This window comes from Achromobacter spanius (assembly GCF_002966795.1).
Classification (GTDB): Bacteria; Pseudomonadota; Gammaproteobacteria; order Burkholderiales; family Burkholderiaceae_B; genus Achromobacter; species Achromobacter spanius_D.
On sequence record NZ_CP023270.1, the window covers coordinates 4,145,462 to 4,159,726 of the forward strand.

A 14,265-nucleotide genomic window follows, 5' to 3' on the forward strand; every position below is an offset into this window, starting at 1 on the left:
CAGTTTCTCCGTGTGGCGTTCACTTGGGACCGTTCTGTTTGAAATCACCGTAGTACGCCGCACGGGAGTAGCGATAACCACCGTACTTGGACCGGAAGCCGAAGCGTTCCGGCAGAAGCTTGAGACCGTTGAAGACCACGCCATCGACCGGCGCGCCCGCCTGGATCAGGCGCTTGGCCGTTTCGCGGATCTCGCCCACCGTATTCATGCCCGACCGCACCACCACCATGACCGCGGCGGCGTGTGTGCCGACCACGGCGGCATCCGGCGACGACAGCACGGGCGCCGTGTCCAGGATCACCATGTCGTACTGCGTGGCCAGTTCGCGCAGGGTCTCGCCGAACACCGGCGAGGCCAGCAGTTCCGACGGATCGAAGGTGACGGCGCCCGTGGCGATGAAGTCCACGCCCTCGGACACGCTGTGCTTCCTGACGCGGCTGAGCGGGATCGTGCCGGTCAGCACTTCGAACAGGCCGTCTTCCTTCGGCACGCCGAAGTAGCGGTTGAGCTGGCCCTTGCGGAAGTCGGCATCGATCAGCAGCACGCGTTTGCCGACGCCGCCCTGGATGAAGGCAAAATTTGCAGACAGGAAGGACTTGCCCACGCCCGCCACCGGACCGGTGAACATGACCATGTTGTTGGCGGACTGACGCAGCGAGGCCTGCAGGACGTTGCGGAAGGAACGCAGACTTTCGATGGGTGGCGAGTTGCCCTGACTCTGCGCCAGCAGCGCCGGCACGGTGGCGTTCTTGCGCCGGCTGCGGCGCCACAGCTTGTCCTGCACGTCGCTGTACGGAATGGCCGCCAGCACCGGCAGACCGGTATGGCGTTCGACGTCTTCCGGCTCGGACAGGCCGCCGAACAGGGCGTTGCGCACGAACGCGCACAGCATGGCGAAGATCAGGCCGGCCGCGGTGGCCACGCCGATGATGATCGCGCCCTTCGGACGCACGGGTTTGTCCGGCTGCACGGCCGCATCCAGGATGCGCACGTTGCCCACCTTGCCGGCGCGAATCAGCTTGAGCTGCTGCGTGTTGTTCAAGAGCGCCGTGTACAGCTCGGTGTTGACGCGCACGTCGCGCACCAGGCGCACCACGTCCTGTTCCAGATCCGGCAGCTGTCTGATGTTGTTGCCCAGGCGGTTGACGTCGCCCGTCAGCGATGCGATCTGACGGTCAATGCCCACGATGCTCGGGTGCGTCGGCGCAAAGCGCGTGATCAGTTCCTGGCGCTTCTGGCGCAGTTCCATCACGCGAGTCTGCGCATCGACCGACTGCGCAAGGATGAGTTTGGCTTCTTCGCTCAGGTCGATCGTGCCGCGCTTGTTGCGCAACTGGTTGTACTTGGTTTCCGCGGCATCCAGCTCGGCCTTCAGTTGCGGCAGTTGCTGCTCCAGGAACACCAGCGACTTCTCAGCCTGCGCCGACTTGCGGTTCACGTTCTGCTGCACGTACTCCTGCCCGATCTGGTTCAGGACCGCGGTGGTCAGCGCCGGATCGTTGCCCTCCAGCGTGACGCCGATCACGCCCGAGGCGCGGCCGCGTTCAAAGATGCCCATGCGCGACTGCACGTTTTCGATGGCCGCCAGACGCGAGCTGCGCGACACCGTGAACTCGGTGCCGGGACGGCCCGACAGCGCGTCGACGTGCACGTCCATGGCGCCGCCGCCCGGCAACAGGAAGCGTTCGGGCTTGCCCACCGTGCCCGTGAAGGTGGCGCCCGTCAGCTTGTCGCTGAGCGTGTAGCGGCCCTCACCCAGCGTGGTCAGGCGGAACGGCTTGCCCAGCCACTCGTTGGGCACGTCCAGCTGCGAGATCGCAATGGTCTCGCCACCCCACGCATAACCCCCGCGCGGCAAGCTGGTCGGATACGGCAGGCTTTCGTAGCGCTGCGCCAACCACTCGCCCACGACGGGGAAGTAACGCGGCTTGGCGTGGATGTACAGCAGGAACTTGTCGACGGCCGGGCCGACGACCATGCGCGAGCGCAGCACTTCCATTTCGCCCGACGCTTCCGCCTTGGTATCGAACATCGATGAGACATCGCCCAGCAGGCTGCGGGCCTGGCCGTTCGGAAGCTCCTCCTCGACCTGCACGATGATGTCAGCCGAATAGACCGACGGCGTCACCATCACATAGGCCAGCGCGCCGAGAAACGCGAACATGGTGATCGCAATGATCATCCAGCGATTGGAAAAAATGGCGTCCACGTGAGACGACAACGGTGTTTCCTGCTGACGGGCCGGGACTGACGGCTCGAACGATTCGATGGGCAACGACATGCAGCTCTCCAGGAGAGGGCGCCGCCGCGGATGCGGCGCCCCCAAAGGCGGGGTTTTGAGGCGGACTAATCGATGGACCTGACGGTCTGTACGGTTTGCGCGCTCGGGAAGAGGTTGCTGATGAAGCGGTTCCACCGCACCAGACCGGCCGAATCCACGAACACGACATCCTTGGGTTGCAATTCAAACTTGGCGCCTACCGCCAGCGCCTGCGGCGATGCGGCGTTCAGGTGATACACCAAGGGCTTTGCCTCCTCCGTGGCGCGCACGACGAAAATCTGCGAGGTATCGGCGGTGGTCTGGTTGGGCCCGCCTGCGAGACCCAATGCCTCGGTCAGCGACAAGCGTCCATCGCGCATGACGGAAGCGCCGGGGATGAACACTTCACCCATCACGAACACCTTGCTATCGTCGCGCGGCGTGACTCTCACAATGTCCCCTGGCTTGAGCATGACTTGATTCAGGTCCTGGCCGCGCTCGATCAGCGCGGGAAGGTTCACGCGAGTACGTTTGCCATCGCGGATCACATAGACCGAGCTGCGGTCTCCGGTCGGTAAGATGCCTCCGGCCCTGTTGAGCGCTTCCAACAGGGTCATGGGCACATCGTTGATCGCAACCGTGCCCGGCGTCGTCACCTCGCCATCGACGAAGATGCGCTTGCTGCGGAATCCCAGAACGCGTACGGTGATCTGCGGGTCCTGTATGTACTTGCCCGAACTATTGACTATGAGATTGCGCGCCTGAAGTTCAGTCAACCCCGCCACTTTCAGCAGTCCCGTATACGGAAACTGGATATATCCAGTGGATGAAACCGTATAGCCCGGAATGCCCGAGGCGGTATCCCCAATAGCTAATTCCGTTGCCGCAGATCCGATGGCGTAGGTTTGCGTCGGAAGCACGAGCTCGGGGTGATCCCACACGACGATGGAGAGGATGTCTCCCGGCCCGATGAGATAGGGGCCCGGCTTGCCGACAAGGTGGCCAATGCCTTCGTTGTCGAGCAACGCTTCACGCGCGCGCTGTTCCTCAAGAACGAGGGACGGCGTGATCTGTTTGATGACGGCCTTCGAATTCGGGTCCAGCGGATCCGCGAGTTGGTTGGCGCTGAACGTCATACCGGGAGATAAGGCGCAAGCGCCCAGCGAGGACACGAGCGCGATAGCGGCTATGGCTCGGCTCAACGTTCCGAAAAATGTAGTCATGGCGAATCCACTGTGAATGACTTCGTTGCCTGGAAAGGAGCCCGATGCGTAACGGGTTGCGACATTCCACACGCTTTTCCTAAGCCCGCACATTCGACGGATGCCCTAAGCCTTCTCCTACACCGTTTGGAGGTTTCGGGTGAGTTGCGCACTCAATAAGATTTTGTCGGTAGCCACATGCTTTGCGGCACTGCACAGTTTTTGCTTGGCGCAAAGCGCTCCCACCCGAACTGGAGTGCGCGATGGACCCGTCCCAATCGGACACGTCGGCAAGGTTCAGCGGGGCAAGCTATCTGTATCGCTTGCTCGACGCCGCGATCGTCATCACCTGCGGCCTGACTGCCACCGGCTTGAAGTTTTCGGAAGATGCTTACACGGATCCTCCGCAGATTCACTTGTTCCTGATCTATCTGTGCGGCTTGGGCGTGATCGCGCTCTTCCCGGCCTTCCGCCTGTATGTGTCGTGGCGGGGACGCCTGCTCACCGATCTCGTGGTGCGCAGCCTGGCTGCGTGGGCCACGGTGTTTGCGTTGGGCATCTTCGTCAGTTTTCTCATGCACCAGACCGGCGCGATATCCCGCTTATGGGCTGCAACCTGGTTCGGCATGGCGGCGCTGGCCCTGGCCGGCGTACGCATCGCGGTCTATGCCGTGCTGGGCGCGGCGCGCGATCGCGGCATGGACAAGAAGCGGGTGCTGCTCGTGGGCTTTGGCGCGCTGGGTCACGACATGTGGCGCCGCGTGGAAAAGTACCGCGAGGCCGGCTATCAGATCTTGGGGATCTACGCCGAACCGCATGAGATCCTGCCGCCGCAGGTCCGCCGTCTGCACGATCTGGACAACCTGACCGACTTCGTGCGCGAAAACAAGGTGCGCGAGATCTGGATCGTGCTGCCGATGGAAGCCGGCCAGGAGCTGCGCGAGGTGCTCTATCACCTGCGCAACGACCTGGTGGACATCCGCTGGATTCCCGATGTGATGTCGATCCAGCTGCTGGGCCACCGCATCGGCGAGTTCCTGGGACTGCCCGCGATTCAGCTCAACAGCCTGCCCGCGGCCGGTGTGCGCGGCTGGGCCAAGGAAGCCTTCGACCGCAGCTTCGCGTTGTGCGCGCTGATCGGCCTGGCGCCGGTAATGCTGACCGTGGCCGCGCTGATCAAGCTGACGTCGCGCGGCCCCGTGTTCTTCACGCAGCCCCGGCTGGGCGTGGACGGCAAGGTGTTCCACGTCTACAAGTTCCGCACCATGACCGTGCACCAGGAACACGGCGTGGTCACACAGGCCACGCGCAACGACAACCGCATCACGCGCATCGGCGGCTTCCTGCGCCGCACCAGCCTGGACGAGCTGCCGCAATTCCTGAACGTGCTGATGGGCGACATGTCGGTGGTGGGCCCGCGCCCGCACGCGCTGGAGCACAACGAAATGTACAAGGACCTGGTGCAGCGCTACATGATGCGCCACCGCGTCAAGCCCGGCATCACCGGCTGGGCGCAGGTCAACGGCTTTCGCGGCCAGACCGACACGCTGCGCAAGATGAGCGACCGCGTCGAACACGACATCTATTACATCCAGCATTGGACGTTCAGGATGGACCTGCTGATCATCGCGCGCACCGCGATATCGGGATGGACGGGCCGCAATGTCTACTGAACCGTTGGGATGGCCCGTGCGCGAAGCGCCGGCACCGCGTCGCGGCATGCTCGCCCGATCGGACTTCCGCCAGGCGGTGGAGATGCTGCCGCTGGTCTCGATCGACCTCCTGCTGCGCGATGGGGCCGGCAACTACCTGACCGGCCTGCGCGCCAATCCGCCCGCTCAGGGCGCATGGTTCGTGCCCGGCGGCCGGATCCGCAAGAACGAGTCCCTGCGCCACGCGCTGCACCGCATCGTGCACGACGAGCTTGGTCTGTCGCTGCCCGACCTCGTGTGGACGCCGCGCGGCGTGTACGAACACTTCTACGGCACGAATTTCGCGGGTGAGGCGGGACGCTCCACCCACTACGTCGTCCTCGCGTATGAGGCCGAGCTTTCTCTGGATACCGCAAGCCTTCCCCTGTCCCAGCACAGCGGCTACCGCTGGCTGCCGCGGGAAGTGATCGCCGCCGATCCCGGCGTGCATCCGTACACCCAGGCCTACTTCAAGGAGTGAGAGCCATGACCAACCCCCGTCCTCCGTACCGGGCAGTGATTCTTTGCGGCGGTTCAGGCTCGCGCCTGTGGCCGCTGTCGCGCGAACTGTTGCCGAAGCAGTTCATCCGTTTGACCGATGACCGCAGCCTCCTGCAGAACACCCTGCGGCGGCTGGACTCGGCGGGCGCGCAGGAGCGGCCCATCCTCGTGTGCAACGAGGCGCATCGCTACATTGCAGCGGAGCAGGCCGACGAGCTGGGCATCAAGGACGTCGAGGTCATCCTGGAGCCGTTTGCGCGCAACACGGCGCCGGCCATCGCCGCCGCCACGCTGCGGGCGATGCAGGATGGCGAGGATCCCATCATGCTCATCATGCCGTCGGACCACGTGCTGGAGGACGGCGAGCTGCTCAGCACCGCATTTGCCCAGGCGTACGACGCGGCCCGCCAGGGCGCGCTGGTGACGTTCGGCATCAAGCCGACCGCGCCGCTCAGCGGCTACGGCTACATCCAGGCGGACGAGCCCGGCGCCATGGCGCCCGCGCGCCGCGTGCGCCGGTTCGTGGAAAAGCCGTCGCCCGAGGTCGCCCAGCGCTTCATCGACGACGGCGGCTACTACTGGAACAGCGGCATGTTCGCCTTCCAGGCGTCGGTCTTCCTGGCCGAGCTGGGCCGGCTGGCGCCCAAGATCCTTGCGCAGGCGCAGTCGGCCGTGGCGACGGGACACGGCGACAACGGGCTCTTCCATCTGGACGGCCCCGCGTTCGAGGCATGCCCCAGCGATTCGATGGACTACGCCATCATGGAGCGCACCGACAGCGCGGTGGTCATCCCGCTGGCCGCCTCGTGGAGCGACGTCGGAGCGTGGGACGCCGTCTGGGGCATCGCCCAGAAGTCCGTGGAAGGCAACTCCACCACGGGCGACGTCATGGTGGAGGACTCGCGCAACTGCCTCATCCATTCGACCAGCCGGCTGGTCGCCTCGGTGGGCCTGGACGACATCGTTGTCATCGAGACGGCCGACGCCGTCCTGGTGGCGCACAAGTCGCGTTCGCAGGACGTCAAGCGCCTGGTCGAGGTCTTCAAGTCGCAGCACCGCAGCGAACTGAACCACCACCGCGAGGTCCAGCGGCCGTGGGGCTCGTACGACTCCGTCGGCCAGGGGCCGCGTTACCAGGTCAAGCGCATCACCGTGAAGCCGGGTGCGCGCTTGTCCTCGCAGATGCACCACCACCGCGCCGAACACTGGATCGTGGTGTCGGGCACGGCGCGCATCTACAACGGCGACAAGCAGTACCTGCTGACCGAGAACCAGTCGACCTACATCCCGCTGGGCGAGATCCACAGCCTGGAAAACCCCGGGAAGATCCCGCTGGAGATCATCGAGGTGCAGTCGGGCGCCTATTTAGGCGAAGACGACATCGTCCGTTTCCAGGACATCTACGGTCGTGTCTGATCGGGTTTTGGTTCCCTTCTGGCGCCCGGGCATGGCAAGAATCTGCCTGCCCGCGGCGGCCCTCTTTTTTGCCGTGCTGGTCACGGTGGGCAACATGCCAGGGCTGGCGGCGGACATGTCCGATGCCTTTGGCGACAAGCGGCTGCACCTGGCCGCCTATGCCCTCCTGACCGCGCTGATATACCTGTCGGTCAACCGGCGCCCCGCGCTGGTTGCCATGCTGGCGGCTACCGCCCTCGGTGCGGTGGATGAATCAATCCAGTCCTTTTTCCCCTACCGACAGGCGGATCTCTTAGACCTTTTGGCCGATATCTCAGCGGCTGGTGCAACAGTAATCTCTTTGCACATTGGTACCGCAGCCATCGGCTCCTTTCGTGCAGTCACTAAGTCTTAAGGACACAACCATGCCAAAACGGGCACTGATTACCGGCGTAACTGGCCAAGACGGGGCCTATCTGGCGGAGCTTCTGCTGGCCAAGGGCTATGAGGTCCACGGCATCAAGCGGCGCGCTTCGCTGTTCAATACCGCGCGGATCGACCATCTGTACCAGGATCCGCACGACCAGCCCCGCAATTTCGTGCTGCACCACGGCGACATGACGGACTCGTGCAGCCTCATCCGCATCGTCCAGTCGGTGCAGCCCGACGAGATCTACAACCTGGCCGCACAAAGCCACGTGGGTGTGTCGTTCGAAGAGCCGGAATACACGGCCAACGCCGACGGCCTGGGCACGCTGCGCCTCCTGGAAGCCATCCGCATCCTGAAGCTGGAAAACAAGACGCGCTTCTATCAGGCGTCGACCTCCGAGCTGTACGGCCTGGTGCAGGAAACGCCGCAGAAGGAAACGACCCCCTTCTACCCGCGCAGCCCCTACGCCGCCGCCAAGCTCTACGCCTACTGGATCAGCGTCAACTACCGCGAAGCCTACGGCATGTACGCCTGCAACGGCATCCTGTTCAACCACGAATCGCCCAAGCGCGGCGAAACGTTCGTGACGCGCAAGATCACCCGCGGCCTGGCGCGCATCGTGCTGGGTCTGCAGGAATGCCTGTACCTGGGCAACCTGTCCGCCCTGCGCGACTGGGGCCACGCCCGCGACTACGTCGAAATGCAGTGGCTGATGCTGCAGCAGGACACGCCCGAAGACTACGTCATCGCGACCGGCATGCAATACAGCGTGCGCGAGTTCATCAACACGGCGGCGCGCGAGCTGGGCATCCTGCTGGCATGGGAAGGCGAAGGCCTGGAAGAAACGGCCACCGTGCTGTTCTCGCCGGTGCACGACGTCAAGGCCGGCCAGGTCATCGTCCGCGTCGATCCGCGCTACTTCCGTCCGACCGAAGTGGAAACCCTGCTGGGCGACCCCACCAAGGCCCGCGAAAAGCTCGGCTGGTCGCCCCGCACCACGTTCGCGCAGCTCGTCAAGGAAATGGTCGAAAGCGACCTGAAGGACGCGCGGCGCGATGCGCTGGTCGAACAGAACGGCTACGAAATCTACGCCTACAAGGAGTAGCCGCCATGACGAACCTGGACCAACGCGTGTTCGTCGCCGGCCACCGCGGGATGGTGGGCGCGGCGATCACCCGCGAACTGCACCGGCGCGGCTACGAGAACGTGCTGACCCGCAGCCGCGCGGAACTGGACCTGGAAAACCAGAATCAGGTGCACCGCTTCTTTTCGACCACGCCGGTCGATGTGGTGTACCTGGCCGCCGCCAAGGTGGGCGGCATCCTGGCCAACCAGACGCATCCGGTGGACTTTCTGTACAAGAACCTGATGATCCAGTGCAACGTGATCCGCGCCGCGTATGCGGCCGGGGTGCGCAAGCTGCTGTTTCTGGGTTCGTCATGCATCTACCCGCGCGAGGCGCCGCAGCCCATCCGCGAGGACGCGCTGCTGACCGGTCCGCTGGAATCCACCAACGAGCCTTACGCCATCGCCAAGATCGCCGGCCTGAAGCTGTGCGAGGCCTATCAGCGCGAGCACGGCGCGCGCTTCATCTGCGCCATGCCCACCAATCTGTACGGCCCGCACGACAACTACGACCTGCACAGCAGCCACGTGCTGCCGGCCCTGATCCGCAAGTTCCACGAAGGCCGCGAGGCCAACGCGGAAAGCGTGACGATCTGGGGCACCGGGTCGCCGCTGCGGGAGTTCCTGTACGTGGACGACCTGGCGCAGGCCAGCGTCATGCTGATGGAGCATCCGGACGCCGAGGGCATCTACAACATCGGCGCCGGCCAGGACATCTCGATTGCGGACCTGGCGCGGCTGGTGGCGCGCGTGATCGGCTACGAGGGCAAGATCGTCTACGACACGTCCAAGCCCGACGGCACGCCTCGCAAGCTGATGGACTCGTCGCGCGTGCAGGCGCTGGGCTGGCGGCCGGAGATCTCTCTGACGCACGGCATCACGCTGGCCTATGGCCATTTCCTGCGCGAGCGCACGCAACAGGCGCTGCCGGTGGCCTGACCACCGCGCCAGCATGACAGACAGGGTTACCGATGCTTGGATTCGTGAAGAAACACATCGCCGGCAATGCCTCCTTCTGGGGGCTGGTGGAGTACGGCATCGGTCCCGTCGCGGCGCTGGTGGCGCTGCCGATCCTCTTTCGCCAGCTCGGCACGGTCGGCTTCGGCCAGTATTCGATGATCATCGCGCTGGCCGGGTTCGGCAACGCGGCCAACCTGGGCGCGGCCGTGACCGCGACCAAGCTGGTCTCCGAGAGCGCGCACGCACCGGGCGGCGCCTATCGCGCGGCCGGCGTCAGCATGTCGCTGATCGGCTGTGCGCTGGCCGTCGTGACACTGGCGGCTGTGCTGCTGTGGGGCGTGGTCGGGTTGGGCTGGCCAGAAGCCACGTTTGGCGGCGTGGCGGTCACGATGCTGGCCATGCCGGCGCTCGCGATCTACCTCACGCAGCAGTATGACCAGCTCTTTTCCGGCTGCCTGAAAGGCCGGGAGGACTTTCGCGCCACCGCGCTGTGCGAGGTCTTCAGCCGCACCGGCACGATGGCGCTGGCCTGCGCGGCCGCCTGGTACACCGCCTCGCCCACGTGGACGGGGCTGGCGCAGGCACTGGGCCTCCTGATCGCGGGCAGCGTGAAGATGCGCGTGTTCTCGCGCGCCTATGACCGCTACATCGTGCGGCCCGTGCGCGACCGCGGCGCCATGATGGCCGCCTTCCGGTTCTCGCGCTGGTCGTGGCTGAACAGCCTGAGCGCGCTGGCCTTCGGCTCGGTCGACCGGGTGCTGGTCGGCAGCCTCATGGGGCCGGCGGCGCTGGCGATCTACACCGTGGGCGTGCAGGTGGGCCAGATCATCCACACGGCGTCCGTCGCCATCTTCCAGAAAGCGATGCCGCGCGTGACGCGCCTGTCGGTGTCGCCGCCCTACCCGGGGGCCGCCGAACGCGAGATCCGCCGAATGATGCTGTGGAACCTGGCGCTGTCGGCCGGCGCCACGCTGGCGGTGCTGGCGGTCAGCCGCCCGCTGCTGAACGTGCTTCTGGGCGACAACGTCGCCAGCGGTCATCTGGGCACCTTCCAATTGCTGATCGTGGCGTCGGGCCTCTTGTCCCTGAACGCCGCGGCGCACTTCTCCCTGCTGGGGCTCGGCAACTCCCGCGCCGTCGCAATCCTGAACGGACTGGGCGGCCTGGCAATGCTGGGCGTCATGGCGGGACTGGTTCACGTGGCGGGGGAACACGCCGCAGCCTGGGGCCGCATGGCCTACGCGGCGATCACGCTGGCCGGCGTGGCCCTCGCCATCCGTCAATCCCGCCCCGAGTTTCCGGGCGCCATGCCTGCGGCCACCCGTTAACCAACATGCTGAGGTCTTACATGCGCAAGCGCCATAACGAGTATTCACGCCAGCTCATCGACTTCGTCCGCGAGCTCCGTCCGCCAGCGCCCATCGCCAGCGGCCTGCTGCCCAAGGTGACGATCGTGACGCCCTCGTTCAACCAGGCCAAGTTCCTGGAGCGCACCATCCTGTCCGTGCTGAACCAGGGGTATCCGCGCCTGGAATACATCATCATCGACGGCGGCTCCACGGATGGCAGCGTGGACATCATCAAGAAGTACGAACGCTACCTGTCCTACTGGGAAAGCACGCCGGACCGCGGCCAGTCGCACGCGATCAACAAGGGCTTCGAACGCGCCACCGGCGACTACGTCGGCTGGCAGAACTCGGACGACCTGTACTACCCGGGCGCGCTGCGCAAGCTGGGCGCGGCTGCGGCTCGCGGACGCGCACCGATCGTCAGCGGCAACCTGTTCGTGGCCGATGCCGACAACCGCATCTTCCGCAAGATCCACTACACGCCCGTCAACCGCGGCACGCTGACGGTGGTGAAGGCCTCCATCCCGAACCAGTCCGCGATCTTCCGCCGCGACCTGCTGCGCAAGTACGGCCTGCTGCAGGAAAGCATGCGCTACTGCATGGACCTGGAGCTGTGGAGCCGGCTGCTGCGCGAGGGCAAGAACCTGATCGTGCCGGATGCGCTGGGCGTGTATACCGCCCATGACGAGACCAAGACGGCGCTGATGCAGGACGTGCTGCTGGAAGAGCGCGAACAGATCGTCAGCCGCATCCGGCGCACCGAGCCCGGGCTGGGCAAGCTGTTTGAACTGTCCTGCCGCGCCTCGAAGGTCGCCGCGCATGCCCGTCAAGGCGATCTGACGTATCTGCTGGAGAAGCTCACCACCAAGATCTTCGGACGCGACGATTGGGCCGCGCACTAGGCCGGCCCCACACAGATACGGAACTGCAATGACCACGCGCCGGCTTTCCACCCTGCACCTCCTGGGCCTGTTCGTCTTCACCGCGCTGGCGCTGAACGACGACAGGTTTGTCATCGGGGTGGGCAGCTTCAAGCTGTCGCCCTTCGACCTGCTGTTCGTGGCCATGCTGGGGGTCAAGGCGCTCAGGCTGGCCGACCCCGGCGCCTATGCGCTGCCGCGCGGGGCGCTGGGCGTGCTGCTGGGCATCCAGGCGATCTCGGTGATCTACCTGCTGCTGGTGTCAAGCCATCATCCCGGCATCGAAACCGGCGACGTCGCGCGCGACCTGCGCATCGTCTTCTACTTTTTGTGCACGCCGTTCCTTTGCTACAAGGACATCGACAGTCCGCACGCCTACGCGATCCTGCAAAAGTACATCGTGGCCGCGAGCCTGGCGGTCGCCGCGCTGATGCTGGTGGAACAGGCGGCCGGCTTCAGCGTGGCCAACCCGCTGCGCAACGTGCGTCTGGGCGTGTGGGCGATCCCGATGGGCGTGGTGTCGCTGCTGTACTTCCGCCGCACGCTCAACGTCTCCGGTCCCAAGGCCTACGCGCTGATCCTGTTCATGGTGATGGCGCTGGTGTTCTCGCTGAACCGCAGCCAGTATTTGCAACTGGCGATCTCCGTCATCATCGCCGTGCTGCTGGCCGGCAGCGCCGACATCCGCCGCCGCGCCGTGATGATCTTCGCGCCCGCGGCCGTGGCCGGGGTGCTGATCTTCGCCAGCATCGGCTATCTGGACGTGCTGACCGATCGCATCTTCAGCGTGGAGCGCCTGGACGAAGACTCCAGTTACGGCGCGCGCGTCCAGGAGATGGAAGGCCAGATGGCGTTCTTTGCCGAGAGTCCCGTCTTTGGCAAGGGCGCGGGCTTTCGCAGCTGGGTGATGGGCGAAAACGGCTTCGAGCTGAGCACGTTCGCGCACAACTCCTGGGCCTTTTACCTGATGAAGTTCGGGGTGGTCGGCACGATCATGATCATGCTGCCGCCCCTGTTGATCCTGCTGTTCTCGCTCTTTAGGCGCTATGCCCATCCCGGGCTGGAGATGCACCGGCGATATCTGCTCGCCACCGCGCCCATCTATATCTTCATCGACTCGATGTCCGGTGGCCTGGCCTATGCGCCCAAGACCGCGTTTACCGGCTTTCTGCTGTGCTATTGCCTGTCTCTGATGCGCAATGCACAGATCATGCCCGTGCCCCGCAACGAACCGCCCGTTCACAGCCCCCGTCCGGACATCGTGCGCCGGACGCCACCCACGCGAGTAATACCCCATGCCTGATGTCTTGTTTGTCGCACCGGACTTGCATGGCGGCGTCGGAAGATGCGTCGCCTTCATTGTGGATGCGTTGCCGGAACAGGGGGTGGACTCCTCCCTGTTCCTGCTGCGCTCGCGCAATCGCGAGTACCCCATCGCCAATCCCAAGGTCACCCGCGCATTTCCCATCATCGAGTCCCCAACCAAGCTGCGCCTCGCGCTGCCCGTGGCGTTTTTCAAGCTGCTGCAGCACATCCGCCGCGAAAAGCCCGCCATCGTCTGCTCGCATGGCCTCTTGTGCAACATGCTGGTCGTGCTGGCCAGAAAGATCCTGCGCGGCAACTTCCGCACCGTGGCGTTCGAACACAGCAGCCCGGCCATCCACTACGGCGCCTCGAAAATGCGCCGTCTGAAGTGCTGGCTGGTCAGCCAGACTTACCGGCGCCATGACGCCGTGGTGGGCGTGTCGCGCGGCGTGAAGGAAGACCTGGTCAGCATGTTTCCGCCGCTGCGCGGCAAGGTCCACACCATCTACAACGGCGTGCCGCTGGACAACGTGCGCCGGCAAGGCGCGCAGCCCAAGCTGCCCGACGGCGGCGAGTCGCCCTACCACGTGGTCGCCGTGGGCCGGCTGGAGGCGGTCAAGGACTACGCCACGCTGATCGACGCCGCCGCGTTGCTCGACGATCCACGCATCGCGTTCACGATCCTGGGCGAAGGCTCCGAGCATGCCGCCCTGCAAAAGCGCATTGACGACAGGCCGTCGCGCACACAGGTCACGCTGGCCGGTCACATCGACAATCCCTTTCCAGTCATCGCCGGCGCCGGCGCCTTTGCGCTCACGTCCGTGCGGGAGAGCTTTGGCAACGTGCTGGTGGAGGCCCTCTGCCTGGGCGTGCCCGTGATCTCCACGGACTGCCCGCACGGCCCCGCCGAGATTCTGGACGCGGGCCGCTACGGGCTGCTGGTGCCGGTGGGCGACGCGGCGGCGCTGGCCGAGGCCGTGCGGCGCCTGGCCTACGACGGCGAGATGCGCGAGAAGCTGGCGGCCCAGGGCCCCGAGCGCGCGGACGCCTTTTCCCTTGAGCGGCACTGCCGCAACGTCATCGATCTCTTCCGCCCGCTCATGCAGCGCGGAACGCCCTGAACAGGA

Annotated in this window: 12 protein-coding genes; 10 read left to right on the plus strand and 2 right to left on the minus strand. The window is 65.2% G+C overall.

What is annotated here, in order from left to right:
• Positions 1–19 precede the first annotated feature (19 nt).
• Both CLM73_RS18660 and CLM73_RS18665 read right to left on the minus strand, forming a co-directional pair.
• Positions 20–2,281, minus strand: a complete 2,262-nt coding sequence (locus CLM73_RS18660) for a GNVR domain-containing protein (protein WP_105239702.1) — start codon at positions 2,279–2,281, stop codon at positions 20–22.
• 65 nt (positions 2,282–2,346) lie between these two features.
• Positions 2,347–3,483 (minus strand): polysaccharide biosynthesis/export family protein, encoded by a 1,137-nt coding sequence (locus CLM73_RS18665; protein ID WP_105239703.1) that lies wholly within the window; start codon positions 3,481–3,483, stop codon positions 2,347–2,349.
• 242 nt (positions 3,484–3,725) lie between these two features.
• On the opposite strand from CLM73_RS18665, the gene CLM73_RS18670 reads away from it, so the two are divergent.
• From CLM73_RS18670 to CLM73_RS18715, 10 genes are read left to right on the plus strand one after another with little or no spacing between them, the layout of a single operon-like run.
• A complete protein-coding gene (locus tag CLM73_RS18670) occupies positions 3,726–5,135 on the plus strand; it encodes an undecaprenyl-phosphate glucose phosphotransferase (protein WP_105239704.1) in 1,410 nt (469 codons plus the stop codon).
• A 46-nt stretch (positions 5,136–5,181) separates the two neighbouring features.
• A complete protein-coding gene (locus CLM73_RS18675) occupies positions 5,182–5,634 on the plus strand; it encodes a GDP-mannose mannosyl hydrolase (protein WP_105241603.1) in 453 nt (150 codons plus the stop codon).
• Between the two features lie 5 nt (positions 5,635–5,639).
• Positions 5,640–7,070, plus strand: a complete 1,431-nt coding sequence (locus tag CLM73_RS18680; RefSeq protein ID WP_105239705.1) for a mannose-1-phosphate guanylyltransferase/mannose-6-phosphate isomerase — start codon at positions 5,640–5,642, stop codon at positions 7,068–7,070.
• A 31-nt stretch (positions 7,071–7,101) separates the two neighbouring features.
• Complete coding sequence (locus CLM73_RS18685) at positions 7,102–7,464, plus strand: VanZ family protein (protein WP_105239706.1); 363 nt, start codon at positions 7,102–7,104, stop codon at positions 7,462–7,464.
• 10 nt (positions 7,465–7,474) lie between these two features.
• On the plus strand, positions 7,475–8,584 hold the full coding sequence (gene gmd, locus CLM73_RS18690) for a GDP-mannose 4,6-dehydratase (protein WP_056563310.1): 1,110 nt from the start codon (positions 7,475–7,477) through the stop codon (positions 8,582–8,584).
• 5 nt (positions 8,585–8,589) lie between these two features.
• On the plus strand, positions 8,590–9,543 hold the full coding sequence (locus tag CLM73_RS18695; protein WP_105239707.1) for a GDP-L-fucose synthase family protein: 954 nt from the start codon (positions 8,590–8,592) through the stop codon (positions 9,541–9,543).
• A 44-nt stretch (positions 9,544–9,587) separates the two neighbouring features.
• Complete coding sequence (locus tag CLM73_RS18700; RefSeq protein ID WP_234015672.1) at positions 9,588–10,892, plus strand: lipopolysaccharide biosynthesis protein; 1,305 nt, start codon at positions 9,588–9,590, stop codon at positions 10,890–10,892.
• Positions 10,893–10,912: 20 nt separating this feature from the next.
• On the plus strand, positions 10,913–11,815 hold the full coding sequence (locus tag CLM73_RS18705) for a glycosyltransferase family 2 protein (protein WP_105239708.1): 903 nt from the start codon (positions 10,913–10,915) through the stop codon (positions 11,813–11,815).
• A gap of 28 nt (positions 11,816–11,843) precedes the next feature.
• A complete protein-coding gene (locus CLM73_RS18710) occupies positions 11,844–13,136 on the plus strand; it encodes an O-antigen ligase family protein (RefSeq protein ID WP_105239709.1) in 1,293 nt (430 codons plus the stop codon).
• Complete coding sequence (locus CLM73_RS18715; RefSeq protein ID WP_105239710.1) at positions 13,129–14,259, plus strand: glycosyltransferase; 1,131 nt, start codon at positions 13,129–13,131, stop codon at positions 14,257–14,259. Before CLM73_RS18710 ends, CLM73_RS18715 begins: the two co-directional genes overlap by 8 nt.
• Positions 14,260–14,265: the final 6 nt, after the last annotated feature.

Bases quoted from the DNA above. Each gene is read 5' to 3' on its own strand.
- CLM73_RS18680 (WP_105239705.1), top strand. From the start codon at position 5,640: ATGACCAACCCCCGTCCTCCGTACCGGGCAGTGATTCTTTGCGGCGGT.
- CLM73_RS18710 (WP_105239709.1), top strand. From the start codon at position 11,844: ATGACCACGCGCCGGCTTTCCACCCTGCACCTCCTGGGCCTGTTCGTC.
- CLM73_RS18705 (WP_105239708.1), top strand. From the start codon at position 10,913: ATGCGCAAGCGCCATAACGAGTATTCACGCCAGCTCATCGACTTCGTC.
- gmd (WP_056563310.1), top strand. From the start codon at position 7,475: ATGCCAAAACGGGCACTGATTACCGGCGTAACTGGCCAAGACGGGGCC.
- CLM73_RS18715 (WP_105239710.1), top strand. From the start codon at position 13,129: ATGCCTGATGTCTTGTTTGTCGCACCGGACTTGCATGGCGGCGTCGGA.
- CLM73_RS18670 (WP_105239704.1), top strand. From the start codon at position 3,726: ATGGACCCGTCCCAATCGGACACGTCGGCAAGGTTCAGCGGGGCAAGC.
- CLM73_RS18660 (WP_105239702.1), bottom strand. From the start codon at position 2,281: ATGTCGTTGCCCATCGAATCGTTCGAGCCGTCAGTCCCGGCCCGTCAG.
- CLM73_RS18695 (WP_105239707.1), top strand. From the start codon at position 8,590: ATGACGAACCTGGACCAACGCGTGTTCGTCGCCGGCCACCGCGGGATG.
- CLM73_RS18685 (WP_105239706.1), top strand. From the start codon at position 7,102: ATGGCAAGAATCTGCCTGCCCGCGGCGGCCCTCTTTTTTGCCGTGCTG.
- CLM73_RS18675 (WP_105241603.1), top strand. From the start codon at position 5,182: ATGCTCGCCCGATCGGACTTCCGCCAGGCGGTGGAGATGCTGCCGCTG.
- CLM73_RS18665 (WP_105239703.1), bottom strand. From the start codon at position 3,483: ATGACTACATTTTTCGGAACGTTGAGCCGAGCCATAGCCGCTATCGCG.